Origin of the sequence: Halovibrio salipaludis (genome assembly GCF_002286965.1) — a bacterium.
Lineage (GTDB): Bacteria > Pseudomonadota > Gammaproteobacteria > Pseudomonadales > Oleiphilaceae > Halospina > Halospina salipaludis.
Map to the genome: position 1 here is coordinate 374,125 of NZ_NSKD01000001.1, position 24,160 is coordinate 398,284.

The 24,160-nt window shown below is 63.9% G+C and carries 21 protein-coding genes; 9 read left to right on the forward strand and 12 right to left on the reverse strand.

Going from position 1 to position 24,160, the window contains the following annotated elements:
• Nucleotides 1–2 precede the first annotated feature (2 nt).
• The gene (locus tag CK501_RS01840; RefSeq protein ID WP_095616017.1) at nucleotides 3–1,460 is read right to left on the reverse strand and encodes an NAD-dependent succinate-semialdehyde dehydrogenase; all 1,458 of its coding nucleotides are present in this window, start codon (nucleotides 1,458–1,460) and stop codon (nucleotides 3–5) included.
• Nucleotides 1,461–1,707: 247 nt separating this feature from the next.
• On the opposite strand from CK501_RS01840, the gene CK501_RS01845 reads away from it, so the two are divergent.
• Together CK501_RS01845 and CK501_RS01850 are read left to right on the forward strand one after the other, a co-directional pair.
• Complete coding sequence (locus tag CK501_RS01845; RefSeq protein WP_095616018.1) at nucleotides 1,708–2,124, forward strand: universal stress protein; 417 nt, start codon at nucleotides 1,708–1,710, stop codon at nucleotides 2,122–2,124.
• Nucleotides 2,125–2,178: 54 nt separating this feature from the next.
• Entirely contained in the window at nucleotides 2,179–3,840 is a 1,662-nt protein-coding gene (locus CK501_RS01850) for a BCCT family transporter (RefSeq protein WP_095616019.1), read from the forward strand.
• A 71-nt stretch (nucleotides 3,841–3,911) separates the two neighbouring features.
• On the opposite strand, the gene CK501_RS01855 is transcribed toward CK501_RS01850, so the two are convergent.
• From CK501_RS01855 to CK501_RS01865, 3 genes are all read right to left on the reverse strand, one after another.
• Nucleotides 3,912–4,634, reverse strand: a complete 723-nt coding sequence (locus tag CK501_RS01855; RefSeq protein WP_095616020.1) for a 3'-5' exonuclease — start codon at nucleotides 4,632–4,634, stop codon at nucleotides 3,912–3,914.
• Nucleotides 4,635–4,642: 8 nt separating this feature from the next.
• Nucleotides 4,643–6,535, reverse strand: coding sequence for a DUF294 nucleotidyltransferase-like domain-containing protein (locus CK501_RS01860; protein WP_095616021.1), 1,893 nt, complete (start codon nucleotides 6,533–6,535; stop codon nucleotides 4,643–4,645).
• Nucleotides 6,536–6,609: 74 nt separating this feature from the next.
• Nucleotides 6,610–7,269, reverse strand: coding sequence for a hypothetical protein (locus tag CK501_RS01865; RefSeq protein WP_095616022.1), 660 nt, complete (start codon nucleotides 7,267–7,269; stop codon nucleotides 6,610–6,612).
• Between the two features lie 147 nt (nucleotides 7,270–7,416).
• Between CK501_RS01865 and CK501_RS01870 the strand changes: the two genes are divergently transcribed.
• From CK501_RS01870 to CK501_RS01890, 5 genes are all read left to right on the forward strand, one after another.
• A complete protein-coding gene (locus tag CK501_RS01870; protein ID WP_095616023.1) occupies nucleotides 7,417–7,968 on the forward strand; it encodes a hypothetical protein in 552 nt (183 codons plus the stop codon).
• Between the two features lie 150 nt (nucleotides 7,969–8,118).
• Nucleotides 8,119–8,862 (forward strand): MotA/TolQ/ExbB proton channel family protein, encoded by a 744-nt coding sequence (locus tag CK501_RS01875; protein WP_095616024.1) that lies wholly within the window; start codon nucleotides 8,119–8,121, stop codon nucleotides 8,860–8,862.
• The gene (locus CK501_RS01880; RefSeq protein WP_095616025.1) at nucleotides 8,849–9,253 is read left to right on the forward strand and encodes an ExbD/TolR family protein; all 405 of its coding nucleotides are present in this window, start codon (nucleotides 8,849–8,851) and stop codon (nucleotides 9,251–9,253) included. Before CK501_RS01875 ends, CK501_RS01880 begins: the two co-directional genes overlap by 14 nt.
• A complete protein-coding gene (locus CK501_RS01885; protein ID WP_095616026.1) occupies nucleotides 9,250–9,666 on the forward strand; it encodes a biopolymer transporter ExbD in 417 nt (138 codons plus the stop codon). Before CK501_RS01880 ends, CK501_RS01885 begins: the two co-directional genes overlap by 4 nt.
• On the forward strand, nucleotides 9,663–10,469 hold the full coding sequence (locus tag CK501_RS01890) for an energy transducer TonB (protein ID WP_095616027.1): 807 nt from the start codon (nucleotides 9,663–9,665) through the stop codon (nucleotides 10,467–10,469). The genes CK501_RS01885 and CK501_RS01890 overlap by 4 nt, the downstream gene beginning before the upstream one ends.
• Before the next feature lie 37 nt (nucleotides 10,470–10,506).
• On the opposite strand, the gene CK501_RS01895 is transcribed toward CK501_RS01890, so the two are convergent.
• The 6 genes from CK501_RS01895 to CK501_RS01920 form a co-directional block, all read right to left on the reverse strand.
• Nucleotides 10,507–11,568, reverse strand: coding sequence for a hypothetical protein (locus CK501_RS01895; RefSeq protein WP_095616028.1), 1,062 nt, complete (start codon nucleotides 11,566–11,568; stop codon nucleotides 10,507–10,509).
• An 84-nt stretch (nucleotides 11,569–11,652) separates the two neighbouring features.
• Entirely contained in the window at nucleotides 11,653–12,747 is a 1,095-nt protein-coding gene (locus CK501_RS01900; protein WP_095616029.1) for a hypothetical protein, read from the reverse strand.
• Nucleotides 12,748–12,849: 102 nt separating this feature from the next.
• Nucleotides 12,850–14,193: a complex I subunit 5 family protein gene (locus tag CK501_RS01905; RefSeq protein WP_095616030.1), complete on the reverse strand. Its 1,344-nt coding sequence runs from the start codon at nucleotides 14,191–14,193 to the stop codon at nucleotides 12,850–12,852.
• Nucleotides 14,193–15,692, reverse strand: a complete 1,500-nt coding sequence (locus CK501_RS01910) for a complex I subunit 5 family protein (RefSeq protein WP_095616031.1) — start codon at nucleotides 15,690–15,692, stop codon at nucleotides 14,193–14,195. The genes CK501_RS01905 and CK501_RS01910 overlap by 1 nt, the downstream gene beginning before the upstream one ends.
• A complete protein-coding gene (locus tag CK501_RS01915) occupies nucleotides 15,689–17,128 on the reverse strand; it encodes a complex I subunit 5 family protein (protein ID WP_095616032.1) in 1,440 nt (479 codons plus the stop codon). The genes CK501_RS01910 and CK501_RS01915 overlap by 4 nt, the downstream gene beginning before the upstream one ends.
• 7 nt (nucleotides 17,129–17,135) lie before the next feature.
• A complete protein-coding gene (locus tag CK501_RS01920) occupies nucleotides 17,136–17,861 on the reverse strand; it encodes an SIR2 family NAD-dependent protein deacylase (RefSeq protein WP_198949351.1) in 726 nt (241 codons plus the stop codon).
• A 154-nt stretch (nucleotides 17,862–18,015) separates the two neighbouring features.
• Here CK501_RS01920 and CK501_RS01925 point away from each other — a divergent pair, with 154 nt between their 5' ends.
• Both CK501_RS01925 and CK501_RS01930 read left to right on the forward strand, forming a co-directional pair.
• Entirely contained in the window at nucleotides 18,016–19,602 is a 1,587-nt protein-coding gene (locus CK501_RS01925; protein WP_095616033.1) for a methyl-accepting chemotaxis protein, read from the forward strand.
• Nucleotides 19,603–19,671: 69 nt separating this feature from the next.
• The gene (locus tag CK501_RS01930) at nucleotides 19,672–20,211 is read left to right on the forward strand and encodes a DUF4136 domain-containing protein (protein ID WP_095616034.1); all 540 of its coding nucleotides are present in this window, start codon (nucleotides 19,672–19,674) and stop codon (nucleotides 20,209–20,211) included.
• Here CK501_RS01930 and CK501_RS01935 read toward each other — a convergent pair.
• Both CK501_RS01935 and CK501_RS01940 read right to left on the reverse strand, forming a co-directional pair.
• A complete protein-coding gene (locus CK501_RS01935) occupies nucleotides 20,171–22,180 on the reverse strand; it encodes a putative bifunctional diguanylate cyclase/phosphodiesterase (RefSeq protein ID WP_095616035.1) in 2,010 nt (669 codons plus the stop codon). The two genes, CK501_RS01930 and CK501_RS01935, sit on opposite strands and share 41 nt — an antisense overlap.
• 22 nt (nucleotides 22,181–22,202) lie before the next feature.
• Complete coding sequence (locus CK501_RS01940) at nucleotides 22,203–24,008, reverse strand: ExeM/NucH family extracellular endonuclease (protein WP_158223015.1); 1,806 nt, start codon at nucleotides 24,006–24,008, stop codon at nucleotides 22,203–22,205.
• Nucleotides 24,009–24,160: the final 152 nt, after the last annotated feature.

Consider the following 24,160-nt stretch of genomic DNA (forward strand, 5'->3'; position numbering starts at 1 on the left):
GACTAATAGCTCCTGGGCACGGTCTGGGGCTCCACAAACTCGAACAGGCCTTCCAGGCCACCCTCACGCCCGATACCGGAGAGCTTCATGCCACCAAAAGGCGCTTCCGGCGTGGGGCCGGTGCCGGTGTTCCAGCCCACATGGCCGAAGCGCATGGCCGGAATCATCCGCTGCGCCCGGGCCTCGTCCCTGGTGAACAGGTAGGAGGCCAGGCCGTAATCCGTGTCATTGGCAGCGGCCAGCACTTCTTCTTCGGTCTCAAAGGTGGCCATGGGCACGAAGGGCCCGAAGGTCTCCTCGTCGCAGCACTGCATGTCCGGAGTAACCCCGGTGACCAGCGTGGGCGGATAGAAGAGGCTGCCGGACTCGGGCAACGAGTCCGGATGCGGGCCGGCCTTCAGGGTACCGCCCTTATCCAGCGCATCCTTCACGTGGCGGCGCACCTTGTCGAAACCGGTCTGATTGATCAGCGGGCCGATGTCGGTGCCTTCCTGCATGCCGTCGCCCACTTTCAGCGCCTCCACCTTCTCGGCGAGCCGCTCCGCGAAGGTCTCCGCAATGCCGGACTGCACGAAGATACGGTTGGCGCAGACACAGGTCTGGCCACCGCCCCGGAACTTGTTGCCAATGAGCTGGGTGATGGCGTCATCAATGTCGGCATCATCAAAGATGATGAAGGGCGCATTACCACCCAGCTCCAGTGCCAGCTTCTTGACCCGGCCGGCGCATTCGCGCATCAGGTACTGGCCCACGCCGGTGGAGCCGGTGAAGCTGATCATGGTCACATCCGGGTTCTGGCACAGCGTATCGCCGATGGGCTTGGGCGGGCCCATGACCAGATTCATCATACCCCTGGGCAGGACGTCGCGGTCATGGATGGCCCGGAAGGCCGCGATCATGGTCAGCGGCGTGTCCTCGGCGGGCTTGATCACGCTCGGGGCACCACCGGCCAGCGCCGCCGAAAGCTTCTTGGCGATCATGCCGATGGGGAAGTTCCAGGGGGTGATCAGCCCGGCCACGCCAATAGGGCGGTAATGAACCGTCCAGGTGCAGTCCTTGGGGGTTTCCGGAATGGTGTGCGGCGCCAGCTGGTCAATGTAGTTGGCGCAGTAATTGAAGAAACCGGCGGCATAGTCCACCTCACCCACGGCCTCCTTAAGCGGCTTGCCGTGCTCAAGGCAGAGAATGCGGCCGATTTCCTCCCGTTCTTCCTTCAATGCATCGCGCACGCCCTCGAGCCAGCGGCGGCGCTCGTCCAGGGACGCAGGCTCCTGCAGGTTCAGGGCCCGGGACGCGGCGGCAATGGCCTCCTCGGTTTCAGCAGCGCCGAGAGCCGGCACTTCGGCCAGTGTTTCGCCTGTGGCGGGATTGGTGACGCTCAACGTGCCGCCGCTGCCCTTTCCAACCCACTGGCCGCCAATGTAGCCTTCCGCGCGCTCGAGCAGTGGTGATTCAATCATGCCGTTTCCCCTGTTTGTGCCCGTTGCAATGGTATGCCTCGACTATAACAGGGGTTCCGGGGAGTGGCATCCGTGGTTAACCCATACCTGTACGGCGCCCTTTCTCTGTAACCAAAGTGAACCAAACCCCATTGTGTGGACTATAGTAAGGCAGCAGCCGGACTATGGGTGGCATTACAGAGTGCAGGCTAGTAGGCTCGGTCGCGCAGCATTAAATCCCTTTCACGAGCACGGAAGGAGTACAGCAATGTACCGTAAAATCCTGGTTCCCGTGGACCTCGCCCATGTGGACGCGCTCAAACGTGCGCTCACCGTGGCCGGCGACCTCGGGCAACACTACGAAACGGAAATCTGTTACGTCAGCGTCACTCATTCCTCCCCGGGGTCCGTGGCCCACAACCCGGAGGAATACGAGGAGAAGCTGGAAGCATTTGCCCAGGAACAGGCCCAGCAGCACGGTCGGCCCGTATCGGCACAGGTGATCGTGTCGTCCGATCCGGCTGTGGAGCTGGATGACAAGCTGCTCCAGGCGGTGAAGGACGTGGGGGCGGATCTGGTGGTTATGGCGACACACCTGCCACGCAAGCTCGACGCCATCATGCCCGCCAACGGCGGCAAAGTGGCCAAGGAGACGGATGCGTCCATCTTCCTCGTGCGCCCCTGAGCGTGGATCGCGGTATATTTTGATAACGTAAAATCATAAACGGAGTGTTCTCTAATGGCAGAGGATCCAAAACAATCCAATGACAGCAGCGAGGGCGTCGACGGCGTTCCCGCGCCGGAGGGGCCGGCTAACCTGATCGATACGGATTACAAGATCGGTCAGGACAACTTCTCCGGCAAGGTGACGCTGAACCTTGACCTCCACGGCAAGGTGTTCGGCATCTCGTCCGCCATCATCGTGTTCTTCGTGTTCATCACACTGGCACTTCAGAACCAGGTGGCGCCGATCTACAATGCGATCTTCAACTATCTGACCCAGAACCTGACCTGGGTCTTCCTTCTGTCCGGTAACATCTTCCTTATCCTCAGCGTCGTGCTGATCTTCACGCCACTGGCCAAGGTTCGACTGGGCGGCGCCAAGGCGCGACCGGACTTCTCCTATATGGGCTGGTTCGCGATGCTGTTCGCCGCCGGCATGGGCATCGGGCTGATGTTCTACGGCGTGTCCGAGCCGGTAACCCACTATGGCACTGCCATGGGCGGTACCACAGTCGAAGATGGTGTACGCACGGACTGGGCGCCGCTGGGTGCCGCGGAAGGTGACCAGGAGGCGGCTCAGCAACTGAGTATGTCGGCAACCATCTTCCACTGGGGCCTGCACCCCTGGGCGATCTATTCGGTGGTCGCGCTGGCGCTGGCGCTGTTCTCGTTCAACAAGGGCCTGCCGCTGACCATCCGGTCGATCTTCTACCCACTGCTGGGGGAACGTGTCTGGGGATGGCCCGGCCACATCATTGATATCCTTGCGGTCTTCGCGACCCTGTTCGGCCTGGCAACATCCCTGGGCCTCGGTGCCACACAGGCGTCCGCCGGCATGGCCCATCTGTTCGGTCTTCCGGATGCGGATGCCACCCGGATCATACTGATCATGGGCATCACCGCAGTAGCGCTGTGCTCCATCCTGCTGGGTGTCGACAAGGGTGTGCGCCGGCTTTCCGAGGTCAACCTGGTACTCGCGGGCCTGCTGCTTCTGTTCGTGATCCTGGTGGGACCAACACTGGCCATCGCGACCGGCTTCTTCGAGAATCTGGGCGCCTACCTGGTGAACCTGCCGGCACTGTCGAATCCCTTCGGGCGTGAAGACGCCAACTTCAGCCAGGGCTGGACTGCCTTCTACTGGAGCTGGTGGATTGCCTGGTCGCCCTTCGTCGGCATGTTTATCGCGCGCGTGAGCCGTGGCCGGACCGTGCGTGAATTCCTGATCGCGGTCCTCCTGATCCCGTCCACGGTCTCCGTCCTCTGGATGACCGCACTGGGCGGCACCGCGCTGGATCAGTACCTCAACCACGGCGTTGAGGCGATTGCCAATGCCGGCCTGGACCTGCAGATGTTCGTGATGCTGGAACAGCTCCCGCTGGCGGCCATCACGTCCTTTGTGGCGATCACGCTGGTGATTGTGTTCTTCGTGACCTCCTCGGACTCCGGTTCGCTGGTCCTGGACACCATCACGGCCGGCGGCAAAGTCGACGCGCCCAAGCCCCAGCGGATCTTCTGGGCCGTCATTGAGGGTGCCATCGCCATCGCGCTGCTGCTCGGCGGCGGCCTGGAGGCGCTGCAGGCCATGGCGGTTTCCATGGGCCTGCCATTCGCCCTGGTGCTGCTGGTCGGCTGCTTCGCGATCGTGAAGGGGCTGATGAGCGAGCCTCGCGCTCAGTAATCCGGCTTCCGGATTCGCAACAGAAAAGAGCGGCCTGCGGGCCGCTCTTTTTTTGGTTACCCCTTCAGGCGTCAGACCCAGAGATCCCCTATGGGGGTGTCAGGGGAGAATCGGTGAGCGATCTGCGCCTGCAGCAATTCTGCTGTGGCCAGGGCATCTGTAAGCGCGTGATGGCCACGGTAGAAGGGGAGGTTATAGCGTGCCCGGCTCTCGTGCAGCCGGATCGACAGCGGCTGCGCGCCAAGCCACTTGCGCATGCGCGCCCGCATCGACTGTCGGCACCAGCGCGACTCCAGGACCATGGTATCGAGCATGGGGCACATCAGCCCCTCGCCCAGGCGCACGCGCACGGATTCATCCAGGAAGCGGCGTTCGATGGGATGATAATGCACTACCGGCAGATAGCCCGCCATCCGGTTGAGGAGCTCTGGCAGTATGTCCGCAAGATCGGGCGCATCGGCCACCTCGGAGTGGGTGATGTGATGCACCACCACGGACTCTTCCCGCAGCATCCGGCGGGGCCGCACGATGCGGTACCAGCTCTGCGCGGTATAGATCCGTTCCAGCGTGAAGGGCAGCATGCCAACGCTGACAATGCCATGCCGCGTCACGTCCATGCCCGTGGTTTCCAGGTCCATGGCCATCATCGGCACACGCTTGATGGGTGTTTCCGGGTCCAGGGAACCCTGCTCAAAAAACGCCTTCAGATCCGCGTTCCCGCACTTGCGGGCACGATCCGCCATGTATTCCGGCCAGCCGGGAGCGGCTCCCTTCAGGAAACGTGGAGACAGCATAGGGAGCCTCAGGGCCTGGGGTAACGGAACTGGAGGAAGCTCTGGGCATTGCTCAGCACCTGGAACGCATCCTTGAGATTATGGCGCTCGCTGTTGGAGACATCCTCGGGTTCGATGTTGTTGTCCGGCTCGCGCCCGGCCTCCACGTCGTAGAGGTGGTGCCAGATGCGGGCCATGGACATGAACTCCAGCGCATACCGGAGCTTTTCAACCGCATTGGGCGTCAGCAGCTGGGTCTTGGCAATGTCATCCAGCCGCTCGAAGGAATTCTGGGCCCGTGAGCCACAGGCGAGGGCATGGATCCGGATCAGGTCGACAGCGGGCGCCGTCCCCCGGCGCTTGATGTTGATGGACTTATTCTCGTGACCATTCTTTTCCATCACGAAGGTGCGGAAAAAACCCAGCGGCGGGGTGCGATTGAGCGCATTGCGGGCCATCGCCGCCAGGAACCGGTCGGCCAGCGGTGCCTTGTTGGCGATCAGACCCTGCAAGGCCTCAACAAACTGCTCCTCACCGTGCACACAGTCCAGGTCGAAGAAGATGTTGCAGTGCAGCAGCGCTTCCGGCGTAGGGTTGTCGATCCATTCCGTGAAATAGCGCCGCCAGATGCCCAGGGGCTGCCGCCATTCAGGGTTGGTGGCCATGATCTCGCCCTTGCAGTAGGCATAGCCACAGGCCGCCAGGCCATCCGAGGCCCGTTTTGCGAGGGTCGCGAAATACTCGCCGTGCTGTTCCGGATCATAGTCGTCACTCAGGACCATGGCGTTGTCCTGATCCGTGACCACGGTCTGCTCATCCCGTGCCATGGAACCAAGCACCATGAAGGCATAGGGCACCGGGGGCGGGCCCAGTTCCTCCTCGGCCAGTTCCAGGATACGCCGGGCGAAGCTGCGCCCGATGGCGGCCAGCGCGGTGCCGATCACCTTGGAATCGGAGCCATCACGCACCATGCGGGTAAAGGCAACGGAGACCTCATGGCGGAGCCCGGCCAGCCCTCGGAGAGTGGTCTGATTGAGAATGCTGCCGACCAGATAGAGGCTGCTCTGGGTTTCATAGCGGATGATGTCGGACAGATGCAGCAGTCCGATGGGCCGCCGGCGATGCAGCACCGGCAGATGCTGGACGTTGTTGCGCAGAATGCTGAGCATGGCTTCCTGCACGGTCTCGTCCGACTGGATCGAGATCAGGGTGCCGCTGTGCAGCTGGCTCACTGGGGTTGTTCCTGGCAGACCCTCCGCGACCAGCCGAACCCGCAGGTCGGCATCGGTGAGGATGCCTCTCAGCGCCCACTGACGCCCATCCGCCCCCGTGTAGATCACCGAATCCGCATCCACAGCCGGCTCCACCACCAATGCCGCGGAGACGTTCTCTCCGGTCATCCGGGCAGCCGCATCCTGAGCGGTGGCATCCGTCTCGAGCAGCAGGGGCAGGCGGTTCACCAGCTTGCGCACCCGCGTGCTCATCAGGTCGTTGCTTTTGTGCTGGGCTTCAACCGTGGCCTGCAGGCGCGGCTTTTCCACCTCCACGAACTCGGCAAAGGCATCATCCGTTTCGCAGAGCTGATAGAAGACCGAATCCGGTATGAAATAGATGAGGGTGTCTTCCATGGCCCGCGCCGGGAAGCGCACCCGGTTGTTCCTGAGGAGGTTGAAGTGCCCGAAGACATCGCCTTCACCCAGGCGGTTGTAGAGATCATTGTTGCGGCGGTAGATCTCCACCGCCCCACTGCGGATGTAACACAGGTCGTGGAGTTCGCGGTCGGCCTCAAGAATCATGGAGCCCGCCTTGAAATAGGCCACATCAACAGACCCGGCAACCTCATCAATGAGGTCATCATCCAGGCCGTCGAACGGTGGGAAACGGGCCATGTGGTCGCGGATCTCAAGCAGCTCGGTATTCATGAAGGCCTCATCGGAACGGTGACAGCCTCAGCATGGTGCAGGCCCCGGCCAGGCGCAATCCGCATCGGCCGTAATCAGGCCTCCAGGATGGCGTCCGCGGCTTCCTGTTCATCCCGGGCGAGAGAGTGGTTGTGGGCTTCCGACTCCGGGGCGAGCAGCTGCGCCATACGCGCCTCCCCGTGCACGACCCGCAGCCGTAGCCGCTGTTCACGGACTTCGCCCGCCACAGACCCGCGCACAACCAGCGTCCAGTAATGGTGGCAGCGCCACTCCATCTCGCTCAGCTCCGGCCTGGGCTCCGTGCCGGTCAGCGACGGCGGTGGCTCAAACCGGAAGCTCAGGCAGTGCGATTCCGGAAAGGCCGGCCGTGTCTCCCACCAGACCCAGTCACGGCGATGGGAGACAGTCTGGTGGCCGGCCTTCTCGCACAGACGGGTGCAGATCAGGGTCACCTCGGGCTCCGCCGGGAGGGGGCTGCCATCTTCCGGATAAAGTCGGCCACCCACATCGCCGCCAAGGGATCCGGGGTCGGGGTCGGCCTCAAGCCGGAACGACAGCGACCCGGGCGCTCGGGGTCGGGCCAGCCACGCCTGCCAGCCACAGAAGGCGCCCCCCGCAAGGGTCGCAATCGCCGGCAACGGGTTGTATGCCAGTGCCGTAACCCCCATAACAGTAATCAGCACGGCCATTACCAGCCATATGCGGTAAAGGCGCTGCTCGGGAGTGTGCGACAAATCCTCTTCTCCTGGGCGGGATAACACAGTGTCACTATGCCACACCGGTGGTTTCCGCTGAACGGGGGTCGAGATTCCCCGTCAAAGCGTCTATTCTAGGGGTCAGGTCCTACTGAACGACCTGACCCGACTTCAAGGGAGGTGCCCGTGACCGATCTCATGCACGACGCCATCACCATTGCCCATGCCGGCATTCTCGGGGAATACGACGTACCACCGACAGCCGTGGTTCTGGGCGACGGTAACAACGTCCAGCTCGTACTCGGCGGCCTTCCGGAGGACGCGGAAAACGAGGAATGGCAGAACGCCCTTCGAACGGTACGTGAGGAAATGGACGCTCCGGCGGTCATGCTCTATTTCTCCGCCTGGACCACGATCCAGCGCGACGGCGAGGACGAATCCCTGGATACGCTGATCGTCCAGATCGGTACCCCCGGCTGCCTGTATTTCCGTGCCTATGAGCAGATCCGCGAGCCGCGTATGGGCGTCGTCACCGGTCTCAGGGAGCTGACCCACCTGCGCGATGAGGCGGACCCCGGCAAGGACACCCCCATGCAGCCAAGCCTGGGCGACGTCTTCGCGCCGGCCACGGAATCCTTCCGTGAATCCAGCACCTATCTGGACATCATCGATACGGTAACGGAAAAACTCGACGAGAAGGCGCCGTTCGCCGGCGACAGCCGCACCCACCTCCACTGACGCACCCGCGACGACCAGTATCCGCACCCGGCTCCCCTCCAGGGGGCCAGTGCCTGTTTTATGCTCCAGGTCCCTTCACTTTTTGAATGATAATGTTTATCATTCGACCATCGCTTCGCGGATTACCCCTCAGAGGGGCAGGCAACGCTTATGAGTCTTTCCACACCCGCCACCGGGGATCTGTTTGCCCCGGTCACCGAACTTCTCGCCATGGGTGGCCCCGTGATGGGCGTGCTCCTGGCTATTTCCGTTCTGGGGCTGGGCACAGCGCTCTACACGCTGGTCATAAGCCTGTTGCAGGCACCCCGGCTCAACCGCCGCATCCGGGCCGGCGTCGATCAATGGTGTGACGGCCAGGACGACGCAGCGCGGCGCAGTCTCAGCGGCCAGCGCAACCCGCTCGCAGGGCTTCTGGCATTCGTCATGCACCGCCGCAGCCAGGGCGAGACGGAAAGCAGCCTGCGCGATGAAGTCGCCCGCCGTGCCCAACGCCTGCTTCTGCCCTTTGAATCGCCCCTGAAGATCCTGGAGGTGATTGCGGCCCTGGCACCGCTGATCGGCCTGCTCGGCACCGTGATGGGTATGATGACGGCCTTTGACGCCATGGCGAACGCTCAGGGTCAGGCGGACCCGGCCGAGCTCAGTGGCGGCATCTACGAGGCCCTGTCCACGACCGCAACCGGCCTGGCCATCGCCATTCCCTTTGCGGCGATTGCCGCCTGGATGGAGTTCCGGATGCGGCGCATGCAGCAACACATCAACGATCTGCTGGTCCGGATCTTCCGGCGCGAGGTCCCGGGCGACCGGCCCCGCGAAGCGGTTACCGCCTCAGGGGCCCAGCAGCAAAGCGATGACCACAGGCAGGAAAACACCCAGCGCCATGCAATGGCTTGAGCCCCGGCCCAGCCGGCGTGTGCCCATCCGGCTCACGCCGCTGATCGATGTGGTCTTCATCCTGCTGCTGTTCTTCATGCTCACTTCCCGCATGGAGCCGGTCGGCCTGCTGCAGCTGGATACGCCGGCCCCGGATTCCGGCGGCGAAGCCTCGGACGACACGCCCGCCCGGTTGCACCTGACGACAGACGGGCCCGAGTGGAATGGCGAGACGCTGGACGAACCGGCGCTGACGGAACGGATCCAAAACTTCGCGGGCGAACGCATCGAGATCAGCACCGATGATGACGTGCCCCTGGGGCGTTTCACGCACTGGCTGGGCGTGGCCGATGACGCCGGTGTCAGCGCCAGCTGGAAGCGGAACGCAGGCAAAACCCCGGACGCCCCATGAAACAGCAACAACCGTTTTTCCCCGAATCCGACAATGACCCCTCGCTGACCGAGAAGCTTGAGGAAGGGCTTCTGCCACTGATCAACGTGGTTTTCCTGCTGCTTCTGTTCTTCCTGATCGTGGGGATCGTGCTGCAGGACCAGCTGCCGGCCCTGCCGGATACCGCCAACGGCCGCGATGAACGCCGCCCGGACATGGATCTGGTGGTGGAAGCGGACGGCAATCTGCGCTTCGAGGGCTCGCCCATTGAGCGGAGCGCACTCGGTGAAAAGCTGCCCGAATACGACGAATCCGACCGGCTGCGGCTGGGCGTGGACGAACAGCTGTCCATGTCGGAGCTTGAGAGTCTGTTCCAGACCCTGGACGAGGCCGGTCACCCCCAGGTCATCCTGTTGACGGACCCGGGCCAATGACACCGGAACGCACCCGCTCGCTCATTGCCATAGTCTCCATCAGCATTGCCGTGATTCTGCATCTGGCCATGCTGTTCCGCTGGCCGGTGGACCGGCCCGAGATGCCCGGGCCGGAGACCGGCAAACGCGGCATCGTGGTCAACACCCAGGCACCGCCGCCCTCTCAGAAGGAAAGCACCTCGTCCGAATCCGAAACGACCGAGGAATCGGAACCCGAGGAACCCGAGGAACCCGAGGAACCAGAACCAGAACCAGAACCAGAACCAGAACCAGAACCAGAACCAGAACCAGAACCAGAACCAGAGCCTGAGCCTGAGCCTGAGCCTGAGCCTGAGCCTGAGCCTGAGCCTGAGCCTGAGCCTGAGCCTGAGCCTGAGCCTGAGCCTGAAAAGAGTGTTGAGCCGGTCGAGCCACCCGACAACCCCGAGGAGCAGGAATCCAGCTCACAGAACGGGCGTAATCCGGACGCCAGTAACGAGACCCAGAACGTCACCATCGGCGGTGGCGACCAGGCCGAGGAGGACGCCTACCTGGCGGAACTCCAGCGCCACCTGGCGCAGCACTATGAATACCCCCGGCGGGCACGCCGGCTGGGTCAGGAGGGGACGGTCAGCCTGACCATCGGTTTCAACCGTGATGGCTCACTCAACCGCACGGAGCTGGTGGACCGGAGCGGTTACGGCATTCTGGATGAAGCCGCCGTGGAAATGCTGGAACGGGCGGAGCCCCTGCCACGGGTTCCCGATAAGATCGAGGGCGACACCTTCCGGCTGCAGCTCCCGATCCGTTTCCAGATGCGGTGAACCAGAAGCGGCCGAAGCCGCTCCTGGCTGGGCTCACTCAGTTGAGCGTCTGGTACACCAGGCCCGAGACACTGGACTGTTCGGAGTCGGTGACCACCTGGTAGGTGTCACCGCTGCCCCACAACTTCCACCAGGGGCGCTCCTCGTAGGTCTCGGTCTGGAAGTTGACGGACACCCCGGACACACTGAACCCATTGTTGGCGTAGGTCAGCGTATTGCCGGACTCGGTGTTGATCACCTGGCTGTGATCCACCTTCTCTCCCATCAGTACCGGATAGTGATTGTAGTAGAGCCCTGAAGGCGCGCTTACACTGGTGCGTTTGCCATCCAGTGCCACATTGCTCACGCAGCTTTTGTAGCTGCCCACCTGGGTACCGCCGCAGGTGGAATGCAGTGCCACCACGCCATCGTCCTTGCCCGGAAGGAACGGACCTGTCAGCCCCCCGTAGTTGCTGCCACCACCCACAAACCGCAGGCGCGGTACGCTGTTGGGTGAGGTCGCCAGGTTGCGTGCCACCGCGGGCTGCAAGTCCCGAAGAACGCCCAGGTTTTCCGGTGTTGGCGCGGTGCCCAGGTAGGCGGTCACGGCCAGCTTGGCCAACTCATCCCCGAAACTGTCCGCATAGGCCGCGTTCACCGCCAGGTCCGCCAGCTCGGAGCCACCCCCGGCGCCGGCAAAGTCCAGCGCCGCGACTACGTTGAGCGGCTCAAGACCCGCATTGCTCAACCAGCGCGCCTGGTTGTCCAGCACATAGCGCCCGACCAGATCCCCGGTGGAATGGGTAACGACAATGCAGCCCTCACTGCACAGCCCCTGCTGGGAAATCTCCACCAGCTGGTTGAACGCACGTTCGGCCGTACGACCCTCAACGCGCTCGTGACTGCCCCAGTCGATCCGTGCCTCGGCACGGGAGGCCCAGAACGCCTGCCAGTAGGCGTCACCATTCTGTTCAATCTCCTGCTGGCTCGTCGGGTTCTCCGCAATGTCATCACCCTGGAGTCCGTGTATCAGGATCACGTTCTTGCCGGCGAGCTGGGCCTGCGCCCCGCCGGCAAACGCCAGCGCCATGCCCAGTGCCGTAATCTTCAGGCCTTTCATGATGTTTCTCCTTTCCGGATCTTTTGTCTTGTTGTTGTACTGCATAACCCTTTTGTTGTTGTGCCTTCCCTGTACCCGGCGGGCCTATGGCTCGATCTCCTCAGCGGCATTGCGCAGGAACTCGAGTCGGGCCTCGCGCATGGGATCCTGGTAGTTCTTCTGGCTGTAACGCTCAAACGGAGCGCCCTCAACGTCGTGACGCTCTTCCCCGGTGGGGCCGAAACGTGTGCGGTCCCCCGGCCTCGCCGGCAACTGGCGCAGACTCAGATCGCCCAGCTGGTAGGGGCCTTCATCGCCTTTCGCTTCCAGCGCCTGGCGGTGAATCCGAAGCTCCGCCGTGCCCTCCATGGAAGAAAGCCAGGTTTCGTGCTCCACATGCACCAACGGCCTGCCGGATTCTGTATAGAGGTTGCCTGCGATGGCGTAATCGCCACTGGTTTCAACGGCCACTTCCACCGGGATCACCAGGTGGGCACCTTCCACCCGGCTTGCGCCCACGCCAGTAATATCCCCCACGGGGGCGTGATAACGCAGCGGCGCCACCGCATCCACTGGCTCACCCCGGAAGTCGCCGGAGACCATCAGCATCAGCTCCACGGGCCACTCATCCACGCCCTGGGTGGCTGGCGAGACGCTCAGGCGCTGGTTTCCGGAACCGGCTTCCAGGGACTCGCGGTGGAGAATATCGCCCGCCTCATTCCGCAGAGTGACCTCCTCCAGGGAAACCCCGGAGGCGCCGTTCCCGCCAACACTCACCTGTCCGGTAATGGGCTCGCCATGTTCGAAATGGAGCCGGTCCAGGCTCAGACTGATGGTGGCGCGCTCACCGTCGTCAGTGGCAACCGGCACGCGAACCGGGCTGTAGCCGTTGTAGCGGTAGTCCGAAACGGCCTGTTCATCGATGGGGAAGGAATAGGGAGGGTATCGGGAACCCGCCTCGTACTGGTCGGCAATGCGCGCGAACTCGCCTTCCAGGCGCCGGGCGACGGGCGCACCGGATTCCGGTTCGGCTGAACCGCCCGGCTCCGGCACGGACGAAGGGCTGGGCTCCGGAGGTTGCGTGACCGCGACCGGCTCCGGAGCAAGGTCCGGCATGACCGTGGTCACGGCGTACAGCCCCGCAACCACGGCCAACAGAACCGCCAGTGCCACACCACTGGCCACAAGCCATCGCCCCATACCGTTCTCTCTGTCTGTTGTTGTTATTAACGGGCCTTAATCCCAGACCCTAAAACGGTATGGCCAGCGTGGCTAACATATTTTTGCATTATGGGACAGGGATCACGTTCCAGCCATCGGCCACAAGGGCACCAGCAGGGCACTGAGCAACACCAGCGCCAGCCAGCTGCCGAGCATAAGCCATCGTCCGGCACGACCCCGGGTGGCCCCGCGGTACCAGCACCGCAGGAAATTCAGCATCAACACGGCCGTGGCTACCGCCCCCATAGAGAGCAGGTCCACCGAGACCGCCCAGACGCCATCCACCGGCTGCAGTGCTTTCTTCAGAGCGTCCTTGGCACTGGCACCACTGGTCCCCGGAAGCCCCACCAGAGCCAACGCCGGCCAGGCCACCATCAGAATCAGTGGCCAGCGCCATACCCGCTGGTCCGGCAAACCGATAGCGGACGCCAGGAAAAGCGCGCCTTTGGCCAGACCGTGATGGAACGTGAACGCCACAACAGCGGCCATGACAGCCGGCGCTGCCTCAGGCGCCGCCAGAGCGGCCCCAACGGCCAGTGCCGCCATACCCATCTGGCTGATGCTGGACCAGGCGAGGACTACTTTGGGCTCCCGGGAGAAAACGCCAACCATCGCCGCACCAAAGATACCCAAGACCCCCATCCCACCAAGCACCACGCCCCAGCCTGACCAGCTGCCGTCTCCCAGTGGCAGGAAAACCAGCCAGCCAAACACGCCGGCCTTGATCATGGCGCCACTGAGCACCGCACTGGCCGGGGTCGGTGCCACGGGATGAGCCCGGGGGAGCCAGAAATGCAGGCCCGCCAGGCCCGCTTTAATCCCGAATCCGGCAACCAGAAGCCCGATGATGGCATGCGGGCTGTCAGCGTCCGCGATTGCACCGGGGATCGCCGCAAGGGAGAGGCTTTGAGCTTCATGGACCGCCATGAGCAGCCCCGCCAGCAGAACCCCTTCCCCGGCAACCGCAAAGGCCATGTAAAGGCGGGCAGCAGCACGGGCCCTCCCGCTGCCGTCATGAACAATCAGCCCGTAGGCCGCAAAGCTCATCAACGCAAAAGCGCCGTAGAAGGTCACCACATCCTGGGCCAGGACCAGGCCGGCATTACCCGTCAGGCAGACCAGCCAGAACACGGCAAAACGGGCCCGCTCTCTGCTCTGCGCCAGATAGGGGCTGGCAAAGGCACCTGCCAGGGTCCACAGCGCCGCTACCAGAGCGAGCAGGGGCCAACGCAGCCCATCCACCCCCAGCGTCATCCCCATCAGAAGACCGGGATAGTCTTCCGTCATGGTCGTTTCCGCGGACACGGCGGCAATTCCCAGCAGTGGCAGCGCGGCCAGCGCCAGCAGGTGGTGCAGGTTCCCCCTTACCCGTGGCAGCGCCACCAGCAACGCGAGGACAAGGGGCCATGCAAGGGCAGCAAGCATCACAGGCCGTACACCTCCCGGACCATGAACTGGGCCCAGACCAGTGGACTGAAGGGCATGCTCGCCAGAATACCGGCCAGGATGACCAACACGCCGGTGAACAGGGCCGGCCACAGCAGCCAGGCATGGGCTTCCTGCTGCCACGGGCTCCGCCCACCGACTGTGGCGCCACCCGGCTCAAGGAACCAGAGGCGGTTGATGATGGGCAGGAAGTAGGCGGCATTGAGGAGCGTGCTGGCCACCAGAACCGGAACCACCCAGGCGCCCTGGCCAGCCCCGAGACCACCCAGCCCCAGCCACCACTTGCTGATGAAGCCGGCCAGGGGCGGCACCCCGATCATGCCCAGCGCCGCCACACTGAACGCGGCACTGGTCAGGGGCATGAACCGGCCCATGCCATCCAGCTCGTCGATCCGGTGAATGCCCCTGGTCTCGGCATAGTTGCCGGCGCAGAAGAAAAGCGTGATTTTCATGATGCCCTGGTGGATCAGGTGCACAATCGCCCCGATGAACGCCGCCGGCCCCAGAAGCGCCGCCCCCAGCGTGATGTAGGAGACCTGGCTCACCGTGGAGAACGCCAGGCGGCGCTTGAGATCCTGCTGCTGGAGTGCGCGCAGTGAGCCGTAGAGAATGGTGATCCCGGCCAGCACTGCCAGCGGGCCTCCAACCCCCAGATACTGAACGGCCTCCGGCCCGTAGAGGTCATGGATGACGCGGATGAGTCCAAAGGCCCCCGCTTTCACCACGGCCACCGCGTGCAGGAGCGCACTGACCGGCGCCGGCGCCACCATGGCCGCCGGCAGCCAGCTGTGGAAAGGCATCAGCGCCGCCTTGACCCCAAGTCCCGCCACCAGCAGCACAAATATCCCCGTCAGCGCCACCGGCTGCGTCCGGGCATTCTCAAGCAGGTAACCCCCCGGCTGGAAATCCTCGGTTCCCGCCAGGGTGTGCAGCCATACCACGCCCACCATCAGTGCCGCACCACCCGCCAGGGCATAGGTGACATAGGTGCGCCCGGCATTGAGCGCCGCCCGGGTACCGCGGTGAACGACAAGCGGGTAGGTGGCAAGGGTGAGGATTTCGTAGAAGATCAGGAAGGTGAAGAGATTACCCGCCAGCGCCACACCCATGGTGCTGGCAACGCAGAAGCTGAAGAAACCGAAGAACCGGGAACGGCCGGGTGAGCCCTCCAGGTAGCCAATGGCAAAGATGGTGGTGCACAGCCAAAGCATCGAGGAAAGCCCGGCGAAGACAATGCTGAGCTGGTCCGCGCGCAGGACGATATCCAGCCCCGACCTGAAGACCCAGCGCAGTTCATAGACCTCCCCCTGCGCCACACCCCAGCCCATGATCACCACCAGCGTCAGCTTGAGCAGCGCAGCCGCTAGATTCACCGTGGTGCGCAGGCGGTGCTGATGCTCGCGCAGCGCAAAAATGAATACGGCCGCGACCAACGAGGTTCCCAGCGTCAGCATGGGAAGCAGCCCCTGGCCCATCATGGCGTGCCCTCCCCGGGTCCCGGCAGGCCCATAAGCTGCAGGATCGGGCTCAGGAACAGCCCCATTCCAGCGGCCATCAGAGCCAGCAGCATCGGCATCACCTCCAGCGCCCTGGGCGGTGGTGTCAGTACCAGCGCCTCACCCTCGGTCAGATAGGTCTGACGGTAGACCCGGAAGATGTAGGCAGCCGAAACCAGGCCTCCCCCGGCAATCACGGCCGTCCACCACCACTGCCCGGAATCCAGGCTGGTTTCCAGAAGCAGCCATTTGGCGGCAAAACCACCGCTCGGCGGCAAACCCATGATGGCAACCCCCGCCAGCCCAAAGCTCAGCAGCGACACCGGGATCCGCTGGCCGGTTCCGCCCAGATCCCGGACACCACCGGCTCCCATGGCCCGGATCAGATTCCCGGCCGCCATGAACAGGGCCGCCTTCGCGAGCGCATGGTTGAGGACAAACACAAAAACGCCGGCGCGCGCCATGGGTGCCATCGCCACCGAAGCGGCAGCCACAATCGGGAACACCAGGAAGAGGTACCCGAGCTGGTTCACCGAGGACCAGGCAACCAGCATCTTGAGCCGGGGTTCGCACCAGGCCTTCCAGCCTCCCCAGGCAATGGCCAGGGCCCCCAGAACGCCAAGCAGCATCACCAGCCAGAAGGGTGCATTCAGGCCGGACTCATGCCAGAAACGGAAAAGACTGTAGAAGGAAGCCTTGGTCACCAGCGCGGACAGAAGAGCGCTGATGGGCGGCTCCGCTGCGCCATGAGCCGGGGGAAGCCAGGTGTGCAGCGGGAACAGCGCCGCACGCCCGACCAGGCCGGCCGTTACCAGAAGGGCCGCCATCTGGAGCAGTGATGAGTCCGCCGGTTCCAGTTCCCTGAGGGTCAACGAGCCTGACCCGACGAACAACACGAACCCAGCCAGCACCAGCACCGGCGCGCCTGAAAGGACCACTATCAGGTAGCCCCGCGCGGCCGCCCTGGTTGCAGCCCCCGGGCGCAGCTGGATCAGCAGCACCACGGCCACCGCCACGAGCTCCAGCCCCATGAACAGGAGCAGCAGATCCGAGGCCAGCCAGACCAGATTCAGTCCACCCCAGAGCAGGGCCAGACAGCACCAGAAACGCCGGCGCTGCCTGAATGCCAGCTCCGCCTCCAGGAAGCCCCACGCATGCAGGCCACCACCGGTGATCAGTAACCAGGTGAGCCCGAGCATGAGCGCTGCCACCCCATCGAGCCGCAGCCCCACCCCGAGGACGGGCAGAAGCGACAGCCGCCCACTCACGCCCGCATCCGTGCACCCAATGGCCATCCAGGCCAGCAGCGCCAGAGCAGAGGCGACCGCCAGCAGAGCCCAGGGTGAACACACTGGCCGCCAACGGCACAGGGCCATCCAGATCAGGGGCAGCAGGGGCGGAAAGAGGAGTTCCGTCATGTGCCGGTCAGATGCTGAACGCGGCCCGGAAGCCGCTGACCCATTCGGGTACACCCTCGGTGGCGGGTTTGCGGATCACCCGGGCGCCGGGCAGATGCAGGCGGGCATCCGGGTCCACCACGCTGACCGGAACCCCTGGCTCCACGAACTGGACCAGCGAGGCGGCCGGGTAAACGTTCAGTGATGACCCCACCACCAGCAGGTGATCGGCGCGACTGACCAGTTGCGCTGCTGTTTCCATGGCCGGCACCGCCTCGCCAAACCAGACCACGTTCGGGCGCATGGGGTGGCCCCGGCTGCAGGTGAGATCCGGGCTCAGATCCTGCTCCCCCAGCTCGATCACCTCCTCCGGATCCAGGGCACTGCGGGCCTCCATGATGCTGCCGTGCAGGTGCAGCACATGGGAGGAGCCGGCGCGCTCATGGAGGTTGTCCACGTTCTGGGTCACCACACTGACCCGGCAGCGGTTCTCAAGATTCACCAGCGCCTCGTGGGCCGCGTTGGGGCGGGCCGCCAGGACCTGATGGCGACGCTGGTTGTAGAAATCCCGCACCAGTTCCGGATTGCGCGCCCAGGCCTCGGGGGTGGCCACATCCTCAAGATCCACCTGTTCCCAGAGCCCGCCCGCGTCCCGGAAAGTGGACAGACCGCTCTCGGCGCTGATGCCGGCGCCGGTCAGAACCACCACGTGTTCGCTCAGCTCGAAGGATGAGTCGGTGCCTCTGCGCCACATGGGACCTCCTGTTGCATTACAACCCGTTGGACCAGCACCAATGATGCCTGAGCCAGCGCCCCGGTAAAGCCCTATCACGGGTAATCCGCATAAGGAAAATGTCGGATCCCGTGCTATCTTGAGCAGTATCAATTTCCCCTCAGAGGTATCAGGCATGCGGCAGAATCTTCCAGTTACCGACAGAGAAGTACCGGTACAGGAAGACCGGCCCCTGATTTCCGCCACCAATGACCGGGGCGTGATCGAGTACGTCAATGAGGCCTTCATTGAGGTCAGCGGCTTCCCGGAAGGTGAACTGCTCGGCCAGCCCCACAACCTCATCCGGCATCCGGACATGCCGCCAATGGTCTTCGAGCACATGTGGGGCCACCTCAAGGCGGGCAAGCCCTGGATGGGGCTGGTCAAAAACCGCTGCAAGAACGGTGACTTCTACTGGGTCAGTGCCTATGTCACCCCCATCCGCCGCGATGGCCGGATCGTGGGCTACGAGTCCGTGCGTGCCAAACCGGAACGCGAATGGGTGGAGCGTGCAAGCCGGGTCTATGCGCGCCTGAATGCGGGCAAGCGTGCCACGCCCATCAGCCTGGAAATCAAGGCCATTGCCATGCAGAACCTGCCACTGGCGCTGGTCGCCGGTGCGGCGCTGGCACCACTGGCGCTCGGGTTGGGCCCGGGCATAGTGGCAGGCACTACCCTGGCCGGGCTTGCCGCCGGTGGTGCCTGGAACCGCCAGCGCCTGCAGCAGCGCCTGAAGCAGACCCTGGCGCTGCGGCCCGATGCCTTTGCCGACCCGCTCGTGGCGACCACCTATTCGCCCCGGGGCAGCGGCCTGCGCGAGCTGGACATGCTGATGATCAGCGAAAAGGCCAGGCTGATCACCGTCCTCGAGCGCATGGAAAACTTTGCCAGCCAGTTGTCCGCCAAGGCGGCCCAGGGGCATCAACTGATGCAGACCAGCCGCGACCAGATCCGCAACCAGCGTGGTGAGACGGACCAGACCGCCTCGGCCATCAACGAGATGACCGCCTCCATCAGTGAGGTCTCCCAGAGTGTCGGCCAGGCGGCGCAGCAGGCGGATGAGGCCAACACCGCTACCGGCGAGATCACGCGCATTGCGGGCGAGAACTCCCGCGTTATCGGAGAGCTGACCGGCAGTGTCGATAACGTCGCGCAGACCGTGAACCAGTTGGGCGAGGCCACGGATGAGATCGGCTCCGCCGCCCAGCTGATCACCGACATCGCGGACCAGACCAATCTGCTGGCCCTGAACGCGGCCATCGAAGCCGCCCGGGCCGGCGAGGCCGGACGTGGTTTTGCCGTGGTCGCGGATGAAGTGCGCAACCTGGCCAGCCGCACCCGCGAATCCACGGACCGTATCCACCAGATCATCGACAACTTCAAGCAGCAGGTCCAGGCCTCCCTGGAGGCCACGGAGAACAGCCGCAGCATGGCCCAGCAGGGGCTTGATGCGGTTCAGGACACGGAAACGAAGGTCCAGGAGGTGGCGGGTTACATCGACACCATCGCCTCCCAGACCATGCAGATGGCCTCCGCCGTGGAGGAACAGAGCCAGGTGGCGGACCAGATCAATCAGCAGATCACACGCATCGCCGAGCTTGCGGACCAGACCACCGGGCAGGCGGACCAGACCGCGGAGGTCAGCTCCGACGTGGAAGGACTGGCCGAGGATCTGCACGTGCTGGTGGACCGCTTCCGATCGGGTCAGGACAGGACCAGGTAGGCCCCGGCATCGGTTCCCTCAGGCGCGGGAAGCGCCCATAATGGAATCGTCTGATGGGAGGCTCAACCGATGGCAACTGTATTAAGAGTGGTCACACTGGCGGTACTGCTGGCGATGGTCACAGGCTGTGCCCGTTATGCCGTTACGGATTACGACAGCAACGCCGGTTTCGACCGCTACAGCAGCTACCGCTTTGCCGAGCGTGATGAGAACGCCATTCAGGGCCTGGACGCCGCGCGCATTGAACGGGCCCTGGAACAGGCACTGACCGGAGAGGGCTTCACCCGGGCGGATGCGGAACCGGACGTGCTCGTGCGTTACCGGATAGAGGACGAGGTAAGGACTGAGTCACGGGGGCCCAGCCTGGGCCTTGGATTCGGATTCGGACGCAGCCCCTTCACCTTCGGCATGGCCCACAGCCCGGTTCGGACCCGCGAAATACGCGAAGGCCAGCTGGTGGTGGAGATGGTGGATCCCACCATTGAGCAGGTGGTCTGGGAAGGAAGGGGCCGGCGCTACCTCAGCGAAAACCAGGATCGCGAAGAGCGTACCAGGCTGATTGATCGGATCATTGAGGCCATGTTCGAGCAGTATCCGCCTCAGCCCTGAGCGTCCCCAGCCGCTCCATCAGGTCCTCGACGCCACTCAGGGCCATGGGGCGGGCCAGCAGGAATCCTTGGATCCAGTCACAGCCGGCGTTCTCCAGGATCGCCCGCTGTGCCTCCGTTTCCACGCCCTCAGCGATCACCCCAATACCAAGGATATGGGAAAGCTGGATGATGCCTTCCAGCAGGTGGCGATCCCGCTCGTTCTCCGCAACCGGGTCCACAAAACTCTTATCGATCTTGAGAATATCCGGGGCGAATTCACGCAGGTAGTTCAGGCTGGAATAACGCACGCCAAAATCGTCGATGGCGATCTTGGCTCCAATGCTGCGCAGCCCCGCAAACAGGCGGCGGGAATAGGCCGGTTCCTCCATCAGCGAGCTCTCCGTCAGCTCGAGCTCCAGCATGCCTTCCGGCACATTCCAGGCCTCCATCAGCCGCCGCGTTTCCGTCAACAGGTGTTCATCCTGCAGCTGCCGCGCCGACACATTGACCGCCAGCACGAAATGATCCGGCAGCCCGCGCCCGTGCCAGTCGCGGATGCAGCGGCAGGCCTGTTCGATCACCCGCACCCCCACATCCACGATCAGGCCCGTCTCCTCGAGAAGGGGAATGAACTCCCCCGGTGAAATCATGCCGTGCTCGGGATGCTGCCAGCGCAGAAGACACTCGGCACCGTCCATGCGGGTGCCCTGGGCATTGAACTGGGGCTGATAGTGCAGCTCAAACTCCTGATTCTCCACCGCCCTGTGGATGTCCGCCTCGAGCCGAAGGCGTTCGGTGGTGGCGGGATTGTCACTCTCGTCGAAGTAGGACCAGTTGTTACGACCCTGGCGCTTGGCACTGTACATGGCCACATCCGCACTGCGGGTGAGGCTTTCCGCATCACCGCCATCCCTCGGGAACAGCGCCACGCCAACACTGAGGGTCAGAAAGGAATCCTCCTCCTGGAGCCGGTAGGGCCGCGAGAGATCATTGATGATCCCGCGCACGATGGTTTCGCGCTGTTCGGTATCCTGACGACGGGAAAGCAGAACCGCGAACTCATCCCCGCCCAGCCGGGCCAGAAAACCCCGCCCCTCGACGACGCTCTGGAGCCGCCGGGCCACCTGGCGCAGCAGTTCGTCACCCGCGCTGTGGCCCAGAGAGTCATTGATGTACTTGAAGCGGTCCAGGTCCAGAAACAGCAGGGAGAACGCCAGGTCGTTGCGGGTGGCGTCCTGACACTGCTGCTCCAGCCGTTCATGGAAAAGATAACGGTTGGGCAGCCCGGTGAGGCGGTCGTAGTAGGCGGCTTCGTAAAGGGCTTCCTGCTGGTGGTGCTGCTCCGTGATGTTCTCGGCCACCCCGACCATCCGGACCAGTTCCCCCTGTTCATCACAGATCGGATAGGCACGGTCCTCAAGCCACAGCCAGGTACCATCGGCATGCTGGACACGGTACTGCTGCGTGATGCTCTGGCAGCTCCGGATGATGTGTTCCAGGGTGCTGGTAACCCGCTCGCTGTCCTGGGGATGGACGGTTCGCAGCCACAGGTGTCGATCCTCAAGCAGGCGTTGCGCAGGCAATCCCCAGATGGATTCGGCCGCCGGAGACACATAGCTCAGGCGCTGACGCACAGGATCCCAGATCCAGAATACCTCCGGGATATGCTCTGCCATCTCCTGGAACCGCGCCTCGCGCTCCACGGCCTCACGGCTTATACCGGCAATGGCCGAATACAGACTCCGCATGGCCAGGTACAGGAGCACCCCTGTCAGGCCGATGTAGGAGATCCCTTTCCAGGTCTGCAGGTTTCTGGCTGTTTCAGGATCCTTCACCAGGGTGGCCAGCCAGAGGTCACTGAACAGGATCCAGCTGGTGCCGAACAGGCCATACAGGACCACGATCAAAAGCGGCCCCCGCTGCAGAAGCAGAGGCCAGTGGTAACGGATGTCATTACTCCGGTTAAGAGATCCGGACCGCTTTGCCATCAACGCGCTCCAGCGTCATTGCTCACTCGATACCAGGTCTCAGATCCACCCAGGTGGGATCATGGTCAGAGGCTCGCCAGGGTTCCTGCGCGGAGACGGTCAGCGGCTCCGGCAACCCATTGCGTTCTTCCCTGCTGTAGTGGAGCAGCGGCGGCTCATCGGCATTGACAGACTGGATGCCGGCCGCCTCCACGGTCACGTCTGATTCCCCTGCCCATAGAATATAGTCCAGTGTTCCCGACTGTGCCCGGTAGATGTAGCTGCTGGCGGGGCCTTCGTGGCGACCGGCGAGCACATTGCGGTATCCGGCCTGTTCCAGAAGCGACAGGGGAGTTTCCCGCGCATAGGCGTTGAGATCGCCAACCAGAACAACGTTCGGTGCTTCCATCGGTTCCCTGAGCTGCTCCAGCCACTGGAGCAGGCGGCGGGTTGCCGCATTCCGGTGGGCGCTCCAGCAGCCCTCACCATCCCCCTGCGCTGCGTTGGGGCCACTGGCTTCACCACAGCGCTTGCTCTTGAAGTGATTGACCACCACGAGAAACTCAGCACCGGAGGCGTGATGACGAAAGCGCTGGGCTACCGGCGGGCGACTGCCCTGGTTGAAAGGGGGCGAGCGCAGAACTTTCGGCTCGCCAACAGGCCCAACCCGTTCGCTGCGCCAGGCGAGGCCCACGGCGATGGCATCGTCACCCGGCCGGCGCTGCGGGCGGGCATACTCCCAGCTGCCCTCAAGACCGGCCGTGAGGGAGGCGATGGCGCTGCGTTCCCCGGTACCATCGTTCTCCAGCTCCACCAGCCCGATGATGTCCGCCGCCAGACCATCCAGTGCCGTCACCAGGCGCTGGTGCTGGGCCCGCCAGGCCGCGGCTGATTCCGCGCCGCGGGCAGTGGGGAAGCCGCCGCCCCTGCCGTCACCGTTGAAATAGTTCTGCAGGTTGAAGCCTGCCACCCGGATGATGCCGTCCTCCGGCCGTTCAAGCGGCTCCGGTGGGGGATTCAGCGTCCGGACCGTCGGTGCCGTTGTGGGCTGGAGCCGCCAGTCGCCATAGCGGTAATCGAGAACGCCCTCCACATCCTCCAGCGCGTCCCCCACACGGAGACGCCGGTCGGCTTCGTAGTGACGCAGCACCCATTGCGGAAGGGCGGAGAACTGGCGCCGGCTGCCGTCATCCAGCAGCAGGCTGCGTTCCTGGTTGCGCTCGGCCACCTGCCGTGCTCCCTCACCGGGTTCCGCAATCTGGGTAGGCTGGAACAGCCGCCCGTCCGCCAGGTTGATCACACCGTAGCGTGCCAGCCCATAGAGCCCGGTAATGATGGCCCCCTGCTCCAGGCGGACCCTCATCCCCTCGAGCGCCTCCTTCCCCTCGCCATCCACGGGAAGGGACAATGATACAGGTTCGGGCAGCCCCGGTTCGCCGCAACGGGCCTCGATGCGGCTCCCGGAAAGCTGGGTCATGCCGTGGTATTCCCCGGCCTCACCACGCACCCGGAGCCGCTCTCCCGGTGACACATCAGCGCCGGGCGCGTAAATGAACAGGCCACGGGAGGCCTGGCCCTGATCCGGACCCTGCGTCCCCTGCTGGATGAAATACCCCCCCAGTTGCTCACGGGCGGTGAAATCGGCCGTGACAATGCCTTCCGTCAGCACCGTGCGACCATCCAGTGGCGTGACCGCTGCCGTACCCTGGATGCGCTCCACCGCTGTAACCGCGCCGTGGCAGCCCGCTTCACCCGCCGCCGGCAATGGCCAGAACCGATAGCTGATAGCGAACCAGAGCGCGATGGCCAGCAACACCAGCCATACCGGCACCCATCTGAGGCTGTGCATCGACGTGCTCCCTCCCGCTGTAACCTGTGGACAACCCCTATGGGTGAAACCGTTTCCCGGCATTAGACTACCAGAAGGTCGTTCAGGGATGTCGTGGCGGATCTTGATCCGCTGAGGCACAATGGCCCGGCCGGGTGTTGAGAACCGCATCC